This is a genomic window from Marinobacter sp., assembly GCF_035268745.1.
Lineage (GTDB): Bacteria > Pseudomonadota > Gammaproteobacteria > Pseudomonadales > Oleiphilaceae > Marinobacter.
This window is the reverse complement of record NZ_DATFKH010000120.1, coordinates 153749-172923: the sequence shown is the minus strand read 5'-3', so window position 1 is coordinate 172923 and position 19175 is coordinate 153749. Positions and strand designations below refer to the sequence as shown.

Genomic DNA, 19175 nt, shown 5'->3' with positions numbered 1-19175 from the left:
TGCGCGACCTGAAAAAGTAGACGGCTTGCTATTCAAGGTAAAATCTCCGCAAAGACGGTTAACCAATCTGGGATATCTTCAGCAGGTGCTTGAGGTCGCTGAGAATCTGTTTGCCGGTATGCTCGCTGCCGTAATGCATGATGATATTGCCGAACGGGTCCACCAGCAGAATCCGTGGCTTCCGGGATGGATCCACACCGGCAGGCCAGGAAGGTTCAGCTCCAGCAGCAATACTCAGCCGTTCCATTGAGGAATAGTCATTGTCCCAGCGCCCTGCCAGTTCGTCATTGATGTTACCGAGCCAGGCTGCGCGATTGACCCGGGCAGCATTCTTGCCCAGTGCGATATTGACCTGCCGGGCCAGGTAAAGCAGCTCCTCGCAGGTGGCGCCGCAATTGCCGGCAACCACCATCAGCATCCACTCCGGGTCTTCCAGTTGCGGGCCAAAACGCTGCGCGAGGATTGTTCCGTCAGCGCCCTCTAACTGCAGTTCTTGCAGTGACGCCGGAGGCTGGATCAACTGGCCATGATTACTCTGACCGGTGGGATTCATCCAGCCGGTATAATATAACACGGTGGCAAGAATCATCGGGCCAAAACCGACGGCAAACAGCAGCAATGCCATTCTGCGCCCGCGTCTGATCCGCTCCGGCGACAGGTCATTATTTTCGTCACTGTGATTACTGGGTTCAGCCTTGGTCATTGTCATTTCCCGTTTTTCTGTAGCTTGCCACGGCGGTCAATATAACCAGCGCAAGAGCCAGTGAAAACCATTGCGTTGCATAGCCATAGTGAGTCTGTGGCCCCATATAGTCCGGCGCCCAATCGGCGCGGTAGGCGCCCGGCTGATCGCGCCCGTCCAGACGCAGAACAAAAGCCGGAACCGACAGCCCGAGCGCTTCCACCTGCTCTGCTTTCAGGGCCTGAACCCGTCGCGGCCAGCCGGTCTCTGCTGTCGGTTTTGCCATAAGGACCGGAGGTTCCGGATATTCACTCAGACGCCCCGAAACAACCACAACTTCCCGGGGTGTGGTTATTGCGGGCAGCTCATCCCGGCGTCTCGGCGCCAATACCCAACCCCGGTTTACCACCAGCGGCCTGCCCTGGACCGGCCGGAACAGCGTTAACACTTCATAGCCGGCGGCACCGTCCCGGGTCCGGTTATCCAGCAACCAGGTCCTTTCCCCATACTGACCACTTACGGTCACTGGCTGACCGGCTTCGAGTCCGGTCTTGGTTTGAACTGACCAGTCCAGGCTGTCGCTGTGCTTCTGCCATTGCTCGAGCATGGCCTGCTTTTCTTCCGCCCGGTCCAGTTGCCAGAACCCCAGGACAAGCAGCAGCGGCAGGAAAAGACCGGTGAAAAGCAGCAGCCGCCAGTCACATCGCCACTGCCTTCGTGAGCCAGAGACCGGATCAGCCATGGTCTGGTATGATGGTGAATATATTCATGCGTTGCACTACAGGATCCAATATGCTGAAAATTCTCATCGTGGTACTCATGCTGGCAGTAATGGTGAGTCTTTTCAGCGGATTGTTCTTCCTGATACGGGATGGCGGGAAAACCAACAGGGTTCTTAATTCCCTTGCACTGCGGGTCGCACTGAGCGTGGTGCTGCTGGCGGTCATTCTGTTATCTCTGTGGCAAGGGGGCCTGACGCTTAATCCGACCCCCTGAACATCATCAGATTACATACACAAATACGAACAGACCCAGCCAGACGACGTCTACAAAGTGCCAGTACCAGGCCGAGGCTTCAAAACCGAAGTGATTGTCGGCGGTAAAATGCCCTTTGTTTATCCGGATCAGCATGATGATCAGCATCACCGTGCCCAGTATCACGTGAGCACCATGAAAACCGGTCAGCATAAAGAAGGTGCTGCCATAAATCCCGGATCCCAGGGTCAGGTTCAGGTCCCGATAGGCATGGACGTATTCGTATCCCTGAACGCACACGAATACCAGAGCCAGGGCGATCGTGGCGGTGAGCCAGGTCTTGACCTTCTTGCGGTGGTTTTCCTTCAGGGCGTGATGAGCAACCGTTACCGTGAACGAAGAAGTCACCAGCAGGATGGTGTTGATCAATGGCAGACCCCAGGGACCAATGGTACCCTCCGGTGCCGGGTAGGTCTGGGGATCGGGCGTGTTGATAAGCGGCCACGTGGCCTGAAAGCCTTCCCAGAGCATGTTCGAGCTGCCACGATCACCCTCACCACCGAGCCAGGGCAGGGCAAAGACCCGGGTATAGAACAACGCGCCGAAAAAGGCGGCGAAAAACATCACTTCCGAGAAAATGAACCAGCTCATCCCCCAGCGGAATGAGCGATCCATCTGTGGGCTGTAAAGCCCTTCACGGCTTTCCCTGATGACGCTGCCAAACCATCCGAACAGCATATACACCATAATGGCAGAGCCAATCCAGAAGGTGATCCAGGAACCGGTAGTGTCGAACACCATAATGGAAGCAAGGCCATACATCATCAAACCCAGCCCGACAGTGGCCACGATTGGCCACTTGCTCTGTTCCGGGACGTAGTAAGTCTGGTTTTCCGCCATGACAGTCTCCGATGGCTTATCCGTTAACGGTTGTTGTTATCCCAAAGGGGCTCACGGCCCCCCGATCATTTGACTTCCGGCGGCGTCGAGAAGGTGTGGTAGGGCGCCGGTGACGGCACTGTCCACTCCAGACCTTCGGCGCCATCCCAGGGCTTCGCCGGTGCTTTCTCTCCGCCCCTGACACACTTGACAACAATCACCAGGAACAGGATCTGGGTCGCGCCAAACATGAATGCGCCGATGCTGGACACCATGTTGAAGTCAGCAAACTGCAGGGCATAATCCGGAATACGGCGCGGCATACCGGCCAACCCCAGGAAGTGCATGGGGAAAAAGGCCAGATTCATACCCACGAACGAGAGCCAGAAGTGGGTCTTCGCCAGAGTTTCGTCATACATGTGTCCGGTCCACTTCGGCAGCCAGAAGTAGGCCGAGGCAAAGATACCGAAAATGGCACCCGGAACCAGTACATAGTGGAAGTGGGCAACCACAAAATAGGTATCGTGGTACTGGAAGTCGGCCGGAGCAATCGCCAGCATCAGACCGGAGAAGCCACCGATGGTGAACAGAATCACGAAGGCTACCGCAAACAGCATCGGAGCCTCGAATGTCAGCGAGCCCCGGAACATGGTCGCAACCCAGTTGAACACCTTCACCCCGGTAGGCACGGCAATCAGCATGGTGGCGTACATGAAGAACAGCTGGCCGGCGATGGGAATACCCACGGTGAACATGTGGTGGGCCCAGACCACGAATGACAGCAGGGCGATTGCCCCGACGGCATAAACCATGGAGGCGTAACCGAACAGTGGCTTGCGGGAGAACGCCGGGATGATATGGGACACCGCACCAAAGGCCGGCAGGATCATGATATAGACCTCGGGATGCCCGAAGAACCAGAACACATGCTGGAACAGCAAGGGATCACCGCCGCCGGAGGCGTCGAAGAAACTGGTTCCGAAGTTGATATCCATCAGCATCATGGTCACTACCCCCGCCAGTACCGGCATGACCGCGATCAGCAGGAAAGCCGTGATCAGCCAGGTCCAGACAAACAGGGGCATTTTCATCAGGGTCATGCCCGGCGCCCGCATGTTCAGGATGGTAGCGATTACGTTGATGGCACCCATGATCGACGACACGCCCATGATATGAACGGCGAAGATGAAGAAAGTGGTGCTCGGTGGGCCGTAGGTGGTTGATAGCGGAGCATAGAAGGTCCAGCCGAAGTTGGGCGCGCCACCTTCCATGAACAGGGTGGATACCAGAATCAGGAATGCGCAGGGCAGCAGCCAGAAGCTCCAGTTGTTCATCCTTGGCAGCGCCATATCCGGTGCGCCTACCATCAACGGTATCATCCAGTTGGCGAGGCCGACGAAGGCCGGCATCACCGCGCCAAACACCATGATCAGACCATGCATGGTGGTCATCTGGTTGAAGAATTCCGGCTCAACAATCTGCAGGCCCGGCTGGAACAGCTCGGCCCTGATCACCATTGCCATAGCCCCGCCCAACAGGAACATGGCGAAACTGAATATCAGGTACATGGACCCGATATCCTTGTGGTTGGTCGTCAGCAGCCACCGTGTAATCCCCTTCGCAGGGCCGTGGTGATGATCGTCCTGGGCGTGGGTATCTGTAACCGCACTCATGAAAACCCCCGTTACCGCCGTACCTTTCCGGCTGGTGATGTCGTTAATCTGGCAGTGGTTAAAAACGGGCTGCGGAAGCCGTCCCCCGGCAGCCTGTGTTCAATCATTACTGGTTTTTGTATTCCAAGATCTGTTTTGGCGTCACCATTTCACCGGTGTTGTTACCCCAGGCGTTCCGCTCATAGGTAATCACTGCGGCTAGGTCGACTTCGCTCAACTGATTACCGAAAGCCTGCATGGCGCTTCCGGGTACGCCGTTGACGACCACATCCAGGTGAGCATCCATATCCTCAAGGGCAATCTGGCTATCTTTCAGCGCCGGGAATGCCGGAGGCGCTCCACTACCATCCGGCTGGTGACAGGCGGCGCAGGCCGTGGCGTAGGCTTTTTCGCCCCGCTCCATAAGCTCGGCCATGGTCCAGTCCTTCTGGGTCAGTTCGCGTTCAGCCTGCGCAGCAGCGGTCTGTTCAGTAACCCAGGCATCGTATTCTTCCCGCGGAACGGCCCTGACCACGACCGGCATAAAGCCGTGTTTCACGCCACAAAGCTCGGTGCACTGGCCACGATAGATACCCGGCTCGTCGACCTGGGTCCATACTTCGTTTATAAAGCCCGGTATGGCGTCTTTCTTTACCCCGAACGCCGGTACCCACCAGCTGTGAATGACATCGTTGGCGGTAAGTAGCAGGCGAACCCGGGTATTGGTCGGAATGACCATGGGGTTGTCGACATCCAGCAGGTAATTTTCGCTTTTCGCCGTCCGGTTATAGATTTCATCGTCACTGGTAGAAATATTGGAAAAATATCCGAAGTCTTCCTCTATATAGTCATACTTCCAGCGCCATTGATAACCGGTCACCTTGATATCGATCTCGGACTCGCTGGTGTCATACATGTCGACGAGCGTGGCGGTCGCAGGAATGGCCATGACCACAAGGATAACCAGCGGTATGACCGTCCAGAGGATTTCCACAAGCGTGTTTTCATGGAAATTCGCCGGTTTCCGGCCGGAAGATTTACGATGAGCGAAAATGGACCAGAACATGACTCCGAAAACGATGATACCGATGACGACGCAGATCCAGAGGATGGTCATGTGAAGGTCAAAAATCTGGTTACTGGAGCTGGTGACCCCGGGGCTCATGTTCAGCGTCCAGTCCGCCATGGACACCGCCGGAAACATGAAACCACCCAAAAGAGCCCCTGCCCGTCTTGCTTGCACGCGCATACTGTGTCTCCACAGAGTGTTATTTTTTTCGGATTTTGCGACCCATTGCTCTGCTACTTGAAGTGATGTAACACACCTTTCGTGTCAGATTAAAAGCCTGCCATGATTAAATCAGCGCTAAGTATAGCCACATTCCGATACCATTCGAAAGTCCCGGCCACCATAAATGCACGAGAAAAGGAACTTTTTCCTCCCCGTGAATCCTGTCAGACCAGCCCCCCGCGTAACTTCACGGACCGACCGGCAACTCTGGGCGCTGGCCTGGCCGCTGATGCTGACAAACCTCACTGTGCCGCTGCTCGGCCTGGTGGATACCGCCGTGCTCGGACACCTGCAAAGCCCCGTGTATCTGGGTGCAGTCGCCGTGGGCGCCAATCTCTTCAGCATCCTGTACTGGACCTTCGGTTTCATGCGCATGGGTACCACCGGCCTCGCCGCCCAGGCCTGGGGCAGGCAGGACCGGTTTGCCCAGATTGCCCTGCTGCTGCGGTCAATATTGCTGGCAACCGGTATCGGGCTGTTGTTGATCCTCTTTCACCAGCCACTGATCAGTATCGGGCTGGTATTGATGGACCCCAGCGAAAGTGTCACCGAACTGGCGGCAGGTTACGCCTCTATCCGGATCTGGAGCGCACCCGCCGTGCTCTGCCAGTACACGCTGGTAGGCTGGCTGATTGGCACCCAGAATCCCCGCGGCCCGATGATCATGCTGATTACGGCAAACGGCCTGAACATAATACTCGACGTGCTGTTTGTAACCGTGATGGGCTGGAACAGTGCCGGTGTGGCAGCAGCAACAGTGATGGCGGAATATTCAGCGGCCGGCGTCGGTTTCGCTCTGGTCCTGAAAAAAATGCCTGCAGGTCAGAGGCTCTCCAGGGCGCTGTTTGGTCATGCCAGCGATTACCTGGCCATTCTCCGGGTCAATCGATACATAATGGTACGCACCATCGCGCTGCTGCTGGTGCTGGCGTTTTTCACTGCGCAAGGAGCCCGCCAGGGCGATATGGTGCTGGCTGCGAACGCGGTACTGATCACTTTCCTGCTGGTGATCTCCAATGGCCTGGATGGCTTTGCCAATGCCGCAGAAGCTCTGATCGGGGAGGCTGTCGGGCGGGGCGACCGGGAACAGTTCCGGCGTGTATTCGCGGTCGCCCTGCGCTGGTCGCTGTGGGGTGCGGTGCTGTTCACAGTGGCCTTCGTGCTCGGGGGCAGAATGCTGATCAGCCTGCTCACCGGCATTGAGGAAGTCCGTCGCACAGCCTGGCAGTATCTTCCCTGGCTCTGGGCGCTGCCGCTGACGGCAGTGTGGGGCTTTCTGCTTGACGGCGTGTTCATTGGGGCTACCCGCACCCGGGATATGCAGAACACCATGCTGCTTTCGGCAGCAGGGGTTTTCCTGCCGTTCTGGTGGCTGACGACCAGTTGGGGCAATCATGGCCTCTGGTTCGCACTGATCAGCCTGATGGTGGCACGGGCCCTGTCCATGGGATGGCTCTGTTTTCAGCACACCCGGAATGACCGCTGGTTTTCACGCTTCCCGGATTAAGGCAACCGGCCGGAAAGAACCCGCACCGTCAAAGGACTTCGCTGATCAGGCAGACTGCGGAATCTCGTCTACACTGGAGGAAAAAGCGGGCGTGTGGTTGAGCCAGTCACATATTCCGGTCATCAGCGATTTCGCTCCTGACTTTGTTCCTGACAAAGAGAGGCGCCTTGCGACCCTACTCCGTTAAGACATTGGCATCTCCTCAAATGACACCGAAGGCCGTGCTAGACATTATCAATCAGTCCAGACGCCAGGAAGCCCGCTCTGGAGCTTTTCTCAGGCAGATGCAGGAGAGCTCGGCCGCGTTACCCCCAACCATCATGATCGAGGGGTATCAGCCGGCCGGGTGCCTGTTCCAGTTTGCCCTTGAGTATATTGAAATGGCGCCCCGGCTGATCGAATGCGTTGAAGCCTGCGCCGCCGAAGCCGGCAACTCGAGACTGTTCGCTCCCTTTATAAAGGCCGCCACTGGTTACTTTACCCAGCCGTCGCCACTGCTGGCTCGCTACGATGGCCTCGGAGGATTGCTGATCCGCTCCTACCTGTGCCACCGCCTGATGGAGGAAATGTGTGAAAACAACCGGTCTACCCGCACCAATGATCTGGTGGACGTTGAGGCAACAAGGGCTAATCTGTTGGCACATCAGCTGATTGGCGAACCCTTTGCCAACGAACTGGATCAATCCATTGTCGTTACCGTGCTGCAGATTGCCGGCACCCCGGATTACTACGAACTGAATCTGGATCCGTTCGTAGAACAGACAAGAAACGCGGCGTGGGACTGGATGAAACAATACTGGGACAATCTTCTGGAGCGCAATCACATTCGTCTTGCCTTAGGCGGCGTTAAGTAACACCCCCCGAATGCTATGGCCAATGTGGCGAAACCGGCAGCTGCCGGACCAGCTGTCGCCAGGGTATCCGGATAGCCGGAAGCTTGGGTCGACGACGCCAACTATGTAGAGAGTTTACTTATGCCCGACAACAAAACGGCGATCCGCCCGGGTCGGTATCGCCACTATAAAGGCCGGGACTATCAGTTAATCGATATTGCCCGGCACAGCGAGACCGAGGAAGAGATGGTCATTTACCGCTGCCTCTATGGTGACCGGAGCCTGTGGGTCAGGCCGCTGGCCATGTTTCGTGAAACCGTCGAGGTCGCCGGGGAACAGGTGCCACGATTCGCCTTTGTCTCAGCTGAGTAGACGCTTCCCCGCGCTCTGATCAGGACTTGAAAAACACCACCTGTTTCACGGTGTGGTCGTCCTCATTCCTGCGCTTGTTCACCCGGGTCGGCAACTCTGCATTCTCCGGTTTCGGTGTGTCCGAGACCGCATCCGTAAAACCGCACGCCACGCACTCCCGGACCTGGTCGTCATCGTCGGTGGTGAACATCATGATCTTGTCCATTTCCGCACAGCGCGGACAGACCGCACCGGCGATAAAACGTTTTGGACTGGCCATAGTCTCGATCTCCAGAAATACCGGCACCGCAGACCAAGACCCGCGGTGCCGGTATGGTTCATGCGGCGTCTTCGGTAATACCGGTCTGTTTCAGCAGGGCATCCACCTTCGGCTCACGACCCCGGAAAGCCTTGAACAGCTCCATGGGCTCCCGCGAGCCGCCTTTTTCCAGAATATTATGGAGGAAGGCCCTGCCGGTTTCCTGATCGAAAATGCCATTCTCTTCAAACAGGGAGAATGCATCGGCCGCCAGCACCTCGGCCCACTTGTAACTGTAATAACCGGCGGCATAACCACCGGCGAAAATGTGGGAAAAGCTGTTGGGGAACCGGTTGAACTCTGGCGCTTCAACCACTGCGATTTCACTGCGCACCTTGCGATGCATATCTAGCGGGTTGGTAGGCGCGTCCGGGGTAAACTCCGCATGCAACCGGAAATCAAACAGCGAGAACTCGAGCTGACGGACCATCGCCATGCCGGACTGGAAGTTTTTCGCCGCCAGCAGTTTCTGCAGCAGGTCATCCGGCAGAGGTTCTCCGGTCTCGTGATGAGAGGCAATCAGCGCCAGCGATTCCGGATTCCAGCACCAGTTCTCCAGGAACTGTGAGGGCAGTTCTACCGCGTCCCAGGCGACACCGTTAATTCCGGACACATCCATCACATCAACCTGGGTCAGCATGTGGTGCAGCCCGTGGCCGAATTCGTGGAACATGGTGGTCACTTCATCGTGGGTCAGCAGCGACGGCTTGCCAGCCACCGGGGGCGTGAAGTTGCAGGTCAGGAACGCCACCGGCAGTTGCACCTGTCCGCGCAGGTTGCGCCAGCGCACCCGGCAATCCGCCATCCAGGCGCCGCCGCGCTTGCCCTGGCGGGCGTAGGGATCCAGGTAGAACCAGGCCACCGGCTCGCCACTACGGCTGATGCAGTAGGCGGTGACATCCGGATGCCAGGTTTCCACGTCCGGCTTCGCTTCGATCTGTACGTCGAACAGCTTTTCCGCCACCCGGAACAGACCGGACACGGCTTTATCCGCCGGGAAATAGGGCCGCAGGGTTTCCTGCGAAATGTCGTAACGCTGCTGCCGCAGCTTCTCACTGTAATAGCCGATATCCCAGGCCTGCAGGTCCTCCAGGCCGTGGGTATCCCGGGCAAAGGCCTTCAGCTCGGCATATTCACGTTCGGCAATGGGTTTGGACTTGGTGGCAAGCTGGTTCAGGAAATCCAGAACTTCATCCACACTGCGGGCCATTTTCTTGGTCAGCGACCGCTCGGCATAATTGTTGAATCCCAGCAGGCCTGCCATGGCATGACGGCGTTTCAGAATTTCCGCCATCACCGGGGTATTGTCCCAGGTGCCGCCATCCGGCCCGACATCAGAGGCACGGGTGACAAAGGCTTGGTAAACCTCATGGCGCAGGTCCCGGTTATCGCAATAGGTCAGCACCGGATAGAAGCTGGGGAAGTCCAGGGTTATCACATAGCCGTCCAGCTCTTTCTGCCTTGCAGCCTCCCGCGCACCGTCGAGGGCGCTTTGAGGAAGGCCGGACAGATCAGCCTCATCGGTAATGTGCTTGTACCAGTGCTGGGTCGCGTCCAGTACGTTGTCGCTGAAACGGTTGGACAGCTCTGACAATTCCATCGACAGATTCGCGTACTGCTCTTTCTGGGCCTGCGGCAGATCAACGCCACCCAGGTGGAAATCCCGCAGGGTATTCTCCACGGACTTGCGCTGGGCGTCGCTCAGATCCCTGAAGTCCTCGCGGGCTTTCAGCTTTTTATAAGCCTCACAAAGTTCCGAGTTCTGACTGAGCTCGGTGGTGTACTCCGTCAGCTTTTCGAGGCAGCTTTTATACACCGTGCGCAACTCATCACTGTTCATCACCCCGTTCAGGTGAGAGATCACCGACCAGGCATTTTCCAGTTTATTTTCCAGGCTTTGCATTGGCTGGGCCAGCGTGTCCCAGGTGGGATCGTCCTGCTGCGCGATCTGACCGATCTTCATCCGGTTTTCACTGAGAATCTGGTCGATTGCGACTTCCATGTGTTCAACACGAATATGGTCGAAGCGCGGTAACAGATCATCAGTCAGTAACGGGTTATTCATAAATCCCCTTCTCAAAATTTTAAATCTGGGTTAGCGTCGTCGCATCAGGCTGCGGGAAAAGTACCGGTGGGACAGGCCTTTCCAAAACACGCTCCTTGCGGCACTTCCCTGTGACGCTTGGGCTCCGCCATCCATGGCTCCGCACAGTTTTGAAAAGGCCTGTCCCACCGGTACCCCGGGCCTATGGGTAACATCAGTGAGGTATATGTAATGGCTAATGTACGAACACACAAGGGTTATACGCCACAATTTGGTGAACGGGCATGGATTGATCCAAGTGCAGTGGTGATTGGGGATGTACAGGCGGGTGACGATGTTTCGGTCTGGCCCATGACCGTTATCCGGGGAGACATGCACAGGATCCGTATCGGCGACCGCTGCAGTGTCCAGGATGGCACCGTCCTGCATATCACTCACGCCAGTGACTTTAACCCCGGCGGCTGGCCGCTGATCATCGGTGATGATGTGACAATCGGCCATAAAGCATTGCTGCACGGCTGCACCGTGGGCAACCGGGTGCTGGTGGGCATGGGTTGCATCATCATGGATGGGGCTGTGGTTGAAGATGAAGTCATTATCGCTGCCGGTTGTCTGGTACCCCCGGGGAAAACCCTGGAATCGGGTCACCTCTATGTTGGCTCGCCCTGCAAAAAAGCCCGGGAGTTGACGGAGAATGAAAGGAGTTTCTTCAAATACACCGCCGCCAACTATGCCCGGCTCAAGGATGAGTACCTTAATGAACGGTAATCCGCTGGTCTGACCGGCTGCCCCTGGCCGTACTATTGGTTTTGCAGAAAGACTTCCGGAGACTGCCTTGACAAGTCCAGACCAACCCTTCTACCGGGCATTGATTTACCTGCGCGCTGCCGGCCATGACACCGGGGCCGACACCCGTGAGCGCCTGCAAAGGTTGCTGCGTGCGCAGCTGGATGAAAACCCGGCACTGAGCACCGGTCATTTACTGGAGCAAATACCCCGTTGGTTTGCGCTGCCGTACCCGGACCGGAAGCGCCGGCTGCCACCGGTCACGCGTTCCAGCATCGGCTATGTCAATGAATGATATCGCCCGCTGGCGCCGGGTCGCCTTCCGGCGGCGCCTGCTGCTTGTGGCCCTGGTGGCCATGCAGAGTACTGTCGGGCTTGTTCTGTTCTTGCAGAATCTGCCTGATCAGGCCGGAACCTGGGCAACAACCATGCTGCTGATGGTGTTCGGGGTGCTTTTCGCATGGATCGGTATTGGTTTCTGGACAGCTGTCTTCGGATTTCTCGCGCTTCGCGCCGGCGGCGATCCCTGGAGTCTCGCGGCAGGCAACAGCCGCCATACCGGACCACCGGGTCCCGGCAACATCACCCTCGCCCCCACAGCCGTGGTGATGCCCATCTACCATGAACCGGTGCAGAGAGCGCTGGGGGGTATGCGGGCGGTTTTTCAGGAGCTGGCCCAGCAGAAACAGGCAGAGGCCGTGGATTTTTACGTGCTTTCCGACAGTCGCGACCCGGAAATCTGGCTTGAAGAGCAGGCCACGTGTGACCGAATGCGTGCCGAGCTCGGCGCCCATCAGCGCCTGTTTTACCGGCGTCGTCGTATCAACCAGAATTACAAGAGTGGAAACATCGCCGATTTTCTGCGGCGCTGGGGACAAAGATACCGCTATATGATCGTGCTGGATGCCGACAGCCTGCTCAGCGCACGCTGTATTATCCACTTGATAGAACTGATGGAAAACAGGCCCCAGGCTGGCATCATTCAGACCGCACCCCGCCTGGCCAGGGCAGAAACCCGTTTTGCCCGGCTGCAGCAGTTTGCCAACCGCTGCTATGGCCGGCTTTACGGTGCCGGCCTGGCAGCAATCCAGCTTGGCGACGCGGCCTACTGGGGCCATAACGCCATCATCCGGGTAGCACCGTTCATGCGCCATTGTGGCCTGCGCAAACTTCAGGGCCCGGGACTGTTCAGTGGTCCGGTGCTCAGCCATGATTTTATCGAGGCCGCACTGATCGGCCGGGCAGGCTATGAAGTCTGGCTGGAACCCGCGATTGGCGGGAGTTACGAGGAATCTCCTCCGACCTTCGAGGATGACCTGACCCGGGACCGGCGCTGGTGCCGCGGCAACCTTCAGCATCTCTGGCTGCTGGCGACCCTCGGCAAACTCCGGTTTGCCCACCGGATGGCACTGCTGACCGGGGTCCTGTCCTATCTGGCTTCGCCGTTATGGCTGGTTTTCCTGGGCCTGTCAGGCTATGTCGCCCTGGCCACGCCGGCGTCAGCGCCGGCACTGCCGGGCATCCTGGTCAACGGCAGCCCGGGCTCGGGCGCCGGTATTGTGCTGATCGCCATAACCGCCCTGATGCTGTTCGGCCCGCGCATTCTGGCGTTGACCGACCTGGTTCTGACCGGGCGCGCAGGGCAGTTTGGCGGCGCACGCAGAGTCTTTGCCTCCACCATTACCGAGACATTGGTAACACTGGCGCTGGCGCCCGTACGGATGCTCGCACACAGCCTCTATGTGGTTCGCGCCGTGTTTAATCTGAATCTCAGCTGGCAGGGGCAGAACCGCACCGGCAAGGCCGATCTGCACACCAGCTTTCTGCGCTTCGGGCTGCCGCTGGCACTGGCAGCAGTCACTCTGGGCCTGGCGCAGTGGCAGGCGCCCGAACTGACGCCCTGGTCTCTGCCGGTGGTCCTGCCGGTTTTGCTCGCCCCTTTTTTTGCCAGCTGGCTGAATACCATTCATGCCAGCCAACTCTGGCTGCCAGTACCGGAGGACCAACAGTTAACGCCGGTCGTTGATCGCGCCCGCTCGGCACCTGTCGCCAGTAAAGTATGGGCAGCACTGAGCTGGGTGGAGCACACGGTGTTGTCACCGGCTCAGGCCCGGAACCCGGGCGCCGGGAACATCACCGGAGAAAAACGGAAAACCCTGAACCGGCTGGTGGACAGGTGCGCCAGAGAAGGCAAATCGGCATTGGACCACTTTGAAATGAGCCTGATCTGCAGTCATCCTGCCGCTCTCGAGTCACTGCACCTGAAAGCCTGGAACTCCGGACCCGGTTCTCCGTGGCACCAGGCCCTCATCAGAATGGCGCGGGTGCCGGAACCGCAAGCAAGGTCCGTTCAGCCGGTAACGCCTCGCCAACCTGAGGAAATCCTATGGATAGACGCAGCCTCCTGAAACTGGGGCTGGCCCTGGGCGCAGGATTGCCGTTCACGCTGACTGTCGGCAGCGGGGTCCGGGCCTCAGCGCATTCACCATCTGCCAGCGCCGGCCAGCCCTTCAGTTACGACTGGCTGCGGGAGCATGCGCGGGAACTTTCCGCACGGGACTACCAGCCAGCCAGTAATGATCTGCCGGCCAGACTCACCGCCCTGAACTGGGATCAGTATCAGCAGATCCGTTACCGACCTGACCAGGCCCTGTGGCGGAACCGGGACAGTGCCTTTCAGATCCAGTTCTTTCATCCCGGGCTGTATTTTCTGGAGCCCGTGAAGTTCTTCGAGCTGGTCGATGGTCGCGCCCACAAGATAGGCTATGAATCCGATCATTTCGATTACGGTGACAACGCCGGTTTAGCGGAGTTATCGCCGGATCTGCACTATGCCGGTTTCCGGCTTCACTTCCATCAGGATTTTGATCGGGACCTTGCCGCTTTCCTGGGGGCGAGCTACTTCCGTGCGGTCGGCGAATCCCGTCAGTATGGACTTTCTGCCCGCGGCTTCGCCGTCGACACCGGGCTTCCCGTAGCAGAGGAATTCCCCCGTTTCAGAACCTTCTGGCTGCAGCGTCCCGAACCGGGCGATCTTCACCTGACTGTTTTCGCCTTGCTGGATTCCCCGGGCCTGACCGGCGCTTACCGGTTTGTGATTCATCCCGGCCGTAACCTGGATATGGCGGTATCCGCCTCAATCTTCCCACGCACCCCCCTGCACCGTTTTGGTGTCGCGCCGCTGACCAGCATGTACCAGACCGGTGAAAACGATCGCCGGATGGCCACCGACTGGCGCCCGGAAATTCACGATTCCGACGGCCTTGCCATCTGGCGGGGCAACGGCGAAAGACTCTGGCGCCCGCTGACCAATCCCGCAAACCTTCGGGTCAGTCATTTTGTCGACACCGGACCCAGAGGATTCGGGCTGTTCCAGCGAGACCGCAATTTTGATCATTACCAGGATGACGGGGTATTTTACGACCGTCGCCCCAGCCTCTGGGTAGAGCCCGGAGAGGACTGGGGCGAGGGCGCAGTGCTGCTGGTGGAAATTCCCACCCGGGATGAGACTTTCGACAACATTGTCGCCTTCTGGAATCCGGCCAGGGCCTGGCTGCCCGGCAACGAATATCCGCTCAGCTATCGACTTACCTGGGGCGAGAAGATGCCGGACCAGGCACAGGAACTGGCCAGGGTGCGCGCAACCCGCACTGGCATCGGCGGTGTTGTTGGCCAGCCCCGGACTTACTTTTCCCGGCGCTTTGCGGTCGATTTCAGCGGCGGCACCCTGGCCATGCTGGATGCTGAGGCGGGGGTAGAAGCAGTTGTTTCGGCCAGCCGCGGCCGGACCGAACTGATATCGGCTCGACCTCTGCATGCCCTCGACGGTTTCCGCGCCATGTTTGATCTGGTCCCCGGCGACGACACCGATCCCATTGAGTTGCGGCTCTACCTGAAGCTGGGCAACCAGGCGCTCACCGAGACCTGGCTTTACCAGTACATTCCCCCTGAACCGGAGCACCGGAACTTTTGATACTGGTCTGGCTTGTGCTGCTGAACGGACTCTTGCTGTTTCCGGCAATGGCATTGCCGGGGGAGGGCCCCCTGCTTGCACTGGAAACACTGTTGGTGTGGGCAATGCTCTGCCGGTTGCAGAACCGCTTCCTGCGTTACCGTATCACCCTGGCACTGGCGATTAGCTATGGTCTGCTCGCGTTCCTGGTGCTGGCCGATGCGCTGGTTCGGGAAAGCCTGGGGCGAGGACTGAATCTGTACCTGGAAGTGGGTCTGGTGGATGCAAGCTGGAATCTGCTGAACACCAATCTGGGACCGACCCTCGCGGTAATCGCTCTGGCTCTGTTGTTGGTTTCACTGGTGGGGCTGAGCTGGTTTTTTCGTTTTGTCCTGGAACAGCTCAAGCATCATTCCCCCGCGCTTCCGGCTAAACCGCTCTGGCTGATGGCCGCTATTGCCACCGCCGCGCTGGCCACACCCTGGGTCGGCAGCCCGGCACTGGCGTTTGTCGCCAATCAGGCGTCACTGATCAGCCACACCCATCAGACCAGCCGGGCGTTCAGACAGCAGCTTGACCAGCGAGCGGAAACCGCAAGCCAGCCCAGGCCTCTGGCCCGATTGGGGAACACCGACGTGATTATCGGTTTTATCGAGTCCTATGGCATATCGACCATCACCGACGACCGATACCGGCCGGTGGTCAGCAAAAGCCTGGATATTATGGCCGACGAACTGGCCAGCGCGGGACTGACTGTGGTTACCGGTCGGCTGCAATCACCGATCCAGGGTGGCCAGTCCTGGCTCGGGCACCTGTCAGTACTCAGTGGCCAGTGGATCGAAAACCAGCTTGCCTACGAAACCTTTCTCAGTAGCGGGTATTCCACCCTGATCGATGATTTTCGCAGTACCGGTCACGGTTCAGTGGCGGTGATGCCGGCGATCACCCAACCCTGGCCCCAGGGTCGGCTGTTCCGCTATGACCGGATCTATGATCATGATGATCTCGGCTACCAGGGCCCGCCCTTCAACTGGGTCACCATGCCGGATCAGTATACCTGGCACCGGGTTCAGCAGATCCGCAGCCAACATCAGCGGCCGCTGTTTGCCGAGCTGGCACTGATCAGCAGTCACGCCCCCTGGGTCCCGATACTGCCGGTGCTGGACGATTGGGAAAGTATCGGGGACGGTCGGGTGTTTAACCGCTGGGAGGGCAGCGGAGAGGAGCCTGTATCGCTCTGGCGTGACCCGGACCGGGTCCGCGAGCATTTCGCCAAGGCCATTGCCTATTCCCTGGAAACTGCCGCTGGCTTTGCGTCCCGCTATCTGGGAGACAACACCCTGCTGATTGTTCTGGGTGATCATCAGCCTGCGCCCCTGATCACCGGGGAAGATGCCAGCAGGGACGTCATTGTGCATATCATCAGCGCGGATCCTGCCCTGGCAGAAACCTTCCTGGCCGGAGAGCTTCCCGGGTTCCGGCGCGGCACAAGGCCCGGCCTGCAGACGGCTGGTGCCCGTATGAGCGAGTTTCGGCCCTTTTTACACCGGTATTTTGGAAACTAGTGTCCACTCCTTGAAAACCGGTTGGCCGGACCTGTATCCGCCGCTTCACTCTGCCGGAAAATGTTGATGAAAACAGCATTCAGGCCAACTTCAGGAACGGCGTGCTGACGCTGACACTCACCAGGGCAGAACCCGCTGAACCAAAGTCCATTGAGGTCAACGTTCAGTAACCGGAGCCGTCCCTGCGACCGTTACAGCCGGGTTTTACGACCCGGCTGTTGTCGTTCTGGCCCCCGCCGCCTGCAGGATGTCGGCATAAGCCGTACTGCGCCGATGGCGGGCAATCAGATCAAGAATGGTTTCACCCTGCTCATCCACTGCATTCAGATCACGGCCCGACTCCGAGAAAAATCTGACAAAGCGCTCGAAATCCTCTGCCCGCATTGCCTGGTAGGCTTTCAGCAGCGCGTTATAGTCGGCATCAATTGCTTGATCGTAGGGCTCGATGGCCAGAAAGCTTTTGACCCGTTCGTCGCTCCATTCCTCGCCAATCACTTTCGGTTTGTCTGGTCCACTCATTTCGGGTCTCTCTTGTAAAAACGCGGTGTCTGAATCAGGCCGGACATTATAGAGATCTGCACGCCAGGATGTCAGGGCATGATTTCTACCGGCAGACTGCCGGTCGGCATGGTGTCGTCACATTCCGGGTTGCGAATGGCAATTTCGACCCGCCGGTTTCGCGCGCGGTTCTCAGGGCTGTCATTGGGCACCAGTGGGTTGGTTTCCGCACGCCCCGCAGCGACTACGCGCGCGGCCGGTACATCACGATTCAGTACCAGTTCGTGAACCACCGACACGGCACGGGCGGCGGACAGATCCCAGTTGGAGCGGTAGCGGCCACTGGCAATGGGGCGATCGTCAGTGTAGCCCGCAACCAGAACGTCGCCAGTACAGGACCCCAGCACCTGCACCACCCGTTCAAGAATGGGGATCATTTCCGGTTTGATCTGCGCCTCTCCCGAGCGGAAAGCAGCCTCTTCCGCGAATCGTATAATCACCTGCTCCTGGTCGTAATTAACACTCAGACTTCCGGAAGCCACTTCCGTTTCCAGCTCCCGAATCAGCGCCGAGGCAAGATCAATGACCCCGGCCGGAATCCGGGTGGGGGCATCGCCTTCAGCGCGTTCATCGATCAGTTCGGGTATCTGCGCCGAAGCCGACGGCGGCGCCGGCTCAGTGGCAATCACCGATACCGGCCGGGCACCGGACACATCGGAGGGAATGACCGAGAACGCCGGCGTGCCTCCCAATGCCATGGTCATGGAGTTGGCCATGGCGCGATATTTCTCCACGTCCATTTCCGCAAACGACAGCATCAGAATGAAAAAGGTCAGCAGCAGGGTCGCCAGGTCCGCAAACGTCACAATCCAGGCTGGCGATCCCCGGTTATACTTCTTTGGCCGGACCTGTGGCTTGGGCATCACCAATCAGACCCTCCGCTCCGGAGCAAGGGCAGAGCGCTGTTCAGGGGTAACGAAAGACGACAGAATTTCGGTCATCACCCGGGGATTTTCGCCGCGCATGATGTTGTGCATGGAGGTGGCAATAAGTAACTGGTTGCGGGCTTCGTCTTCTGCCTTGAGTTGCAGCTTGTCTGCCAGCGGCAGGGCCACCAGCTGAGCGAGAAAAGCGCCATAAAGGGTTGTCAGCAACGCAACGGCCATCGCCGGCCCTATGGAGGAGGGGTCATCGAGCGAATTCAGCATCTGCACCAGACCCACCAGCGTACCCAGCATCCCGATCGCGGGTGAGGATTCGCCAATACCGCGAAAAACCCGCTCGGCCACGTCATAACGTTCAGCGGTCTGCTGGATCTCATGGCCGAGTATTTCTTCGATCAGTTCCGGGGGATGACCGTCTACGCAGAGATTGACGGCTTTTTGCATGAATCCGTTCCTGGTCTGATGGTTCTCCAGACCCAGAATGCCCTCTTTGCGAACCACGGCTGCCAGCGAGCTGACCTCACGGATCAGGTCCGACGGCTTTTCCATGCGGTCAGTAAAGGCCGCGCCCATGGCCAACCGGAAAGCGCTCATCACCGACGACAGGCGGAACTTGATCAGGGTGACGGCCGCCGTACCGCCAATCACAATGGCCAGCCCCGGCAGATTCAGGAAGGTGAGCACTGAAGCATTGGCCAGCATCGCCAGAATGACAATCAATATGCCCGCCAGCAGGCCGACAAGGGTCAGAATATCCATCGGTAACCTTACTATTAATCCGTGCGTTAGTAAGCGAACAGGTCTTTGCAAAACACGCTGTTAATACTTCCCTGTACGCTTACTTTTTTGCTTATCAGTAAGTGCGTTTAAACCTGGTGAGCGCAGCCTGTCCTGGCC

Annotated in this window: 20 protein-coding genes; 10 read left to right on the top strand and 10 right to left on the bottom strand. The window is 58.3% G+C overall.

The window, feature by feature from the left end; genetic code table 11:
• Positions 1-58: 58 nt before the first annotated feature.
• Both VJ956_RS09990 and VJ956_RS09985 read right to left on the bottom strand, forming a co-directional pair.
• Positions 59-703, bottom strand: coding sequence for a hypothetical protein (locus VJ956_RS09990; protein ID WP_324084320.1), 645 nt, complete (start codon positions 701-703; stop codon positions 59-61).
• Positions 690-1424: an SURF1 family protein gene (locus tag VJ956_RS09985; protein ID WP_324084318.1), complete on the bottom strand. Its 735-nt coding sequence runs from the start codon at positions 1422-1424 to the stop codon at positions 690-692. Before VJ956_RS09985 ends, VJ956_RS09990 begins: the two co-directional genes overlap by 14 nt.
• 50 nt (positions 1425-1474) lie before the next feature.
• Here VJ956_RS09985 and VJ956_RS09980 point away from each other — a divergent pair, with 50 nt between their 5' ends.
• A complete protein-coding gene (locus tag VJ956_RS09980; protein WP_324084316.1) occupies positions 1475-1678 on the top strand; it encodes a twin transmembrane helix small protein in 204 nt (67 codons plus the stop codon).
• Between the two features lie 6 nt (positions 1679-1684).
• On the opposite strand, the gene VJ956_RS09975 is transcribed toward VJ956_RS09980, so the two are convergent.
• The 3 genes from VJ956_RS09975 to coxB all read right to left on the bottom strand — a co-directional run bounded on the left by VJ956_RS09975 (position 1685) and on the right by coxB (position 5437).
• The gene (locus VJ956_RS09975) at positions 1685-2557 is read right to left on the bottom strand and encodes a cytochrome c oxidase subunit 3 (RefSeq protein ID WP_324084314.1); all 873 of its coding nucleotides are present in this window, start codon (positions 2555-2557) and stop codon (positions 1685-1687) included.
• Between the two features lie 65 nt (positions 2558-2622).
• Entirely contained in the window at positions 2623-4209 is a 1587-nt protein-coding gene (gene ctaD / locus VJ956_RS09970) for a cytochrome c oxidase subunit I (RefSeq protein ID WP_324084311.1), read from the bottom strand.
• Positions 4210-4315: 106 nt separating this feature from the next.
• Positions 4316-5437, bottom strand: a complete 1122-nt coding sequence (gene coxB, locus VJ956_RS09965) for a cytochrome c oxidase subunit II (protein WP_324084309.1) — start codon at positions 5435-5437, stop codon at positions 4316-4318.
• Between the two features lie 271 nt (positions 5438-5708).
• Here coxB and VJ956_RS09960 point away from each other — a divergent pair, with 271 nt between their 5' ends.
• The 3 genes from VJ956_RS09960 (at position 5709) to VJ956_RS09950 (ending at position 8191) form a co-directional block, all read left to right on the top strand.
• Positions 5709-6986, top strand: coding sequence for an MATE family efflux transporter (locus VJ956_RS09960; RefSeq protein ID WP_324084372.1), 1278 nt, complete (start codon positions 5709-5711; stop codon positions 6984-6986).
• A 206-nt stretch (positions 6987-7192) separates the two neighbouring features.
• Positions 7193-7840, top strand: coding sequence for a hypothetical protein (locus tag VJ956_RS09955; protein WP_324084307.1), 648 nt, complete (start codon positions 7193-7195; stop codon positions 7838-7840).
• Between the two features lie 120 nt (positions 7841-7960).
• On the top strand, positions 7961-8191 hold the full coding sequence (locus tag VJ956_RS09950; protein WP_324084305.1) for a DUF1653 domain-containing protein: 231 nt from the start codon (positions 7961-7963) through the stop codon (positions 8189-8191).
• A 19-nt stretch (positions 8192-8210) separates the two neighbouring features.
• On the opposite strand, the gene VJ956_RS09945 is transcribed toward VJ956_RS09950, so the two are convergent.
• Both VJ956_RS09945 and prlC read right to left on the bottom strand, forming a co-directional pair.
• A complete protein-coding gene (locus VJ956_RS09945) occupies positions 8211-8450 on the bottom strand; it encodes a YheV family putative zinc ribbon protein (RefSeq protein ID WP_324084301.1) in 240 nt (79 codons plus the stop codon).
• 58 nt (positions 8451-8508) lie between these two features.
• On the bottom strand, positions 8509-10554 hold the full coding sequence (gene prlC / locus VJ956_RS09940; protein WP_324084299.1) for an oligopeptidase A: 2046 nt from the start codon (positions 10552-10554) through the stop codon (positions 8509-8511).
• Between the two features lie 210 nt (positions 10555-10764).
• Between prlC and VJ956_RS09935 the strand changes: the two genes are divergently transcribed.
• From VJ956_RS09935 to VJ956_RS09910, 6 genes are all read left to right on the top strand, one after another.
• Complete coding sequence (locus VJ956_RS09935) at positions 10765-11301, top strand: gamma carbonic anhydrase family protein (protein ID WP_324084297.1); 537 nt, start codon at positions 10765-10767, stop codon at positions 11299-11301.
• Between the two features lie 67 nt (positions 11302-11368).
• Positions 11369-11614, top strand: coding sequence for a hypothetical protein (locus VJ956_RS09930; RefSeq protein WP_324084296.1), 246 nt, complete (start codon positions 11369-11371; stop codon positions 11612-11614).
• The gene (gene mdoH, locus VJ956_RS09925) at positions 11601-13727 is read left to right on the top strand and encodes a glucans biosynthesis glucosyltransferase MdoH (protein ID WP_324084294.1); all 2127 of its coding nucleotides are present in this window, start codon (positions 11601-11603) and stop codon (positions 13725-13727) included. The genes VJ956_RS09930 and mdoH overlap by 14 nt, the downstream gene beginning before the upstream one ends.
• The gene (locus VJ956_RS09920; protein ID WP_324084292.1) at positions 13706-15292 is read left to right on the top strand and encodes a glucan biosynthesis protein; all 1587 of its coding nucleotides are present in this window, start codon (positions 13706-13708) and stop codon (positions 15290-15292) included. Before mdoH ends, VJ956_RS09920 begins: the two co-directional genes overlap by 22 nt.
• Positions 15289-16836 carry a sulfatase gene (locus VJ956_RS09915; protein WP_324084291.1) on the top strand — a complete coding sequence of 516 codons (1548 nt, stop codon included), beginning with the start codon at positions 15289-15291 and terminating at the stop codon, positions 16834-16836. The genes VJ956_RS09920 and VJ956_RS09915 overlap by 4 nt, the downstream gene beginning before the upstream one ends.
• A 35-nt stretch (positions 16837-16871) precedes the next feature.
• Positions 16872-17006, top strand: coding sequence for an Hsp20/alpha crystallin family protein (locus VJ956_RS09910; protein ID WP_324084370.1), 135 nt, complete (start codon positions 16872-16874; stop codon positions 17004-17006).
• Between the two features lie 34 nt (positions 17007-17040).
• Here the strand turns inward: VJ956_RS09910 and VJ956_RS09905 are convergent, their stop codons facing one another.
• The 3 genes from VJ956_RS09905 to VJ956_RS09895 form a co-directional block, all read right to left on the bottom strand.
• A complete protein-coding gene (locus tag VJ956_RS09905) occupies positions 17041-17355 on the bottom strand; it encodes a PA4642 family protein (RefSeq protein ID WP_324084289.1) in 315 nt (104 codons plus the stop codon).
• A gap of 71 nt (positions 17356-17426) precedes the next feature.
• Positions 17427-18257, bottom strand: a complete 831-nt coding sequence (locus VJ956_RS09900; protein WP_324084287.1) for a flagellar motor protein MotB — start codon at positions 18255-18257, stop codon at positions 17427-17429.
• A gap of 6 nt (positions 18258-18263) precedes the next feature.
• A complete protein-coding gene (locus VJ956_RS09895; RefSeq protein ID WP_324084285.1) occupies positions 18264-19037 on the bottom strand; it encodes a MotA/TolQ/ExbB proton channel family protein in 774 nt (257 codons plus the stop codon).
• Positions 19038-19175 lie beyond the last annotated feature (138 nt).

Bases quoted from the DNA above. Each gene is read 5' to 3' on its own strand.
- VJ956_RS09990 (WP_324084320.1), bottom strand. From the start codon at position 703: ATGACCAAGGCTGAACCCAGTAATCACAGTGACGAAAATAATGACCTG.
- VJ956_RS09985 (WP_324084318.1), bottom strand. From the start codon at position 1,424: ATGGCTGATCCGGTCTCTGGCTCACGAAGGCAGTGGCGATGTGACTGG.
- VJ956_RS09980 (WP_324084316.1), top strand. From the start codon at position 1,475: ATGCTGAAAATTCTCATCGTGGTACTCATGCTGGCAGTAATGGTGAGT.
- VJ956_RS09975 (WP_324084314.1), bottom strand. From the start codon at position 2,557: ATGGCGGAAAACCAGACTTACTACGTCCCGGAACAGAGCAAGTGGCCA.
- ctaD (WP_324084311.1), bottom strand. From the start codon at position 4,209: ATGAGTGCGGTTACAGATACCCACGCCCAGGACGATCATCACCACGGC.
- coxB (WP_324084309.1), bottom strand. From the start codon at position 5,437: ATGCGCGTGCAAGCAAGACGGGCAGGGGCTCTTTTGGGTGGTTTCATG.
- VJ956_RS09960 (WP_324084372.1), top strand. From the start codon at position 5,709: ATGCTGACAAACCTCACTGTGCCGCTGCTCGGCCTGGTGGATACCGCC.
- VJ956_RS09955 (WP_324084307.1), top strand. From the start codon at position 7,193: ATGACACCGAAGGCCGTGCTAGACATTATCAATCAGTCCAGACGCCAG.
- VJ956_RS09950 (WP_324084305.1), top strand. From the start codon at position 7,961: ATGCCCGACAACAAAACGGCGATCCGCCCGGGTCGGTATCGCCACTAT.
- VJ956_RS09945 (WP_324084301.1), bottom strand. From the start codon at position 8,450: ATGGCCAGTCCAAAACGTTTTATCGCCGGTGCGGTCTGTCCGCGCTGT.
- prlC (WP_324084299.1), bottom strand. From the start codon at position 10,554: ATGAATAACCCGTTACTGACTGATGATCTGTTACCGCGCTTCGACCAT.
- VJ956_RS09935 (WP_324084297.1), top strand. From the start codon at position 10,765: ATGGCTAATGTACGAACACACAAGGGTTATACGCCACAATTTGGTGAA.
- mdoH (WP_324084294.1), top strand. From the start codon at position 11,601: ATGTCAATGAATGATATCGCCCGCTGGCGCCGGGTCGCCTTCCGGCGG.
- VJ956_RS09920 (WP_324084292.1), top strand. From the start codon at position 13,706: ATGGATAGACGCAGCCTCCTGAAACTGGGGCTGGCCCTGGGCGCAGGA.
- VJ956_RS09905 (WP_324084289.1), bottom strand. From the start codon at position 17,355: ATGAGTGGACCAGACAAACCGAAAGTGATTGGCGAGGAATGGAGCGAC.
- VJ956_RS09900 (WP_324084287.1), bottom strand. From the start codon at position 18,257: ATGCCCAAGCCACAGGTCCGGCCAAAGAAGTATAACCGGGGATCGCCA.
- VJ956_RS09895 (WP_324084285.1), bottom strand. From the start codon at position 19,037: ATGGATATTCTGACCCTTGTCGGCCTGCTGGCGGGCATATTGATTGTC.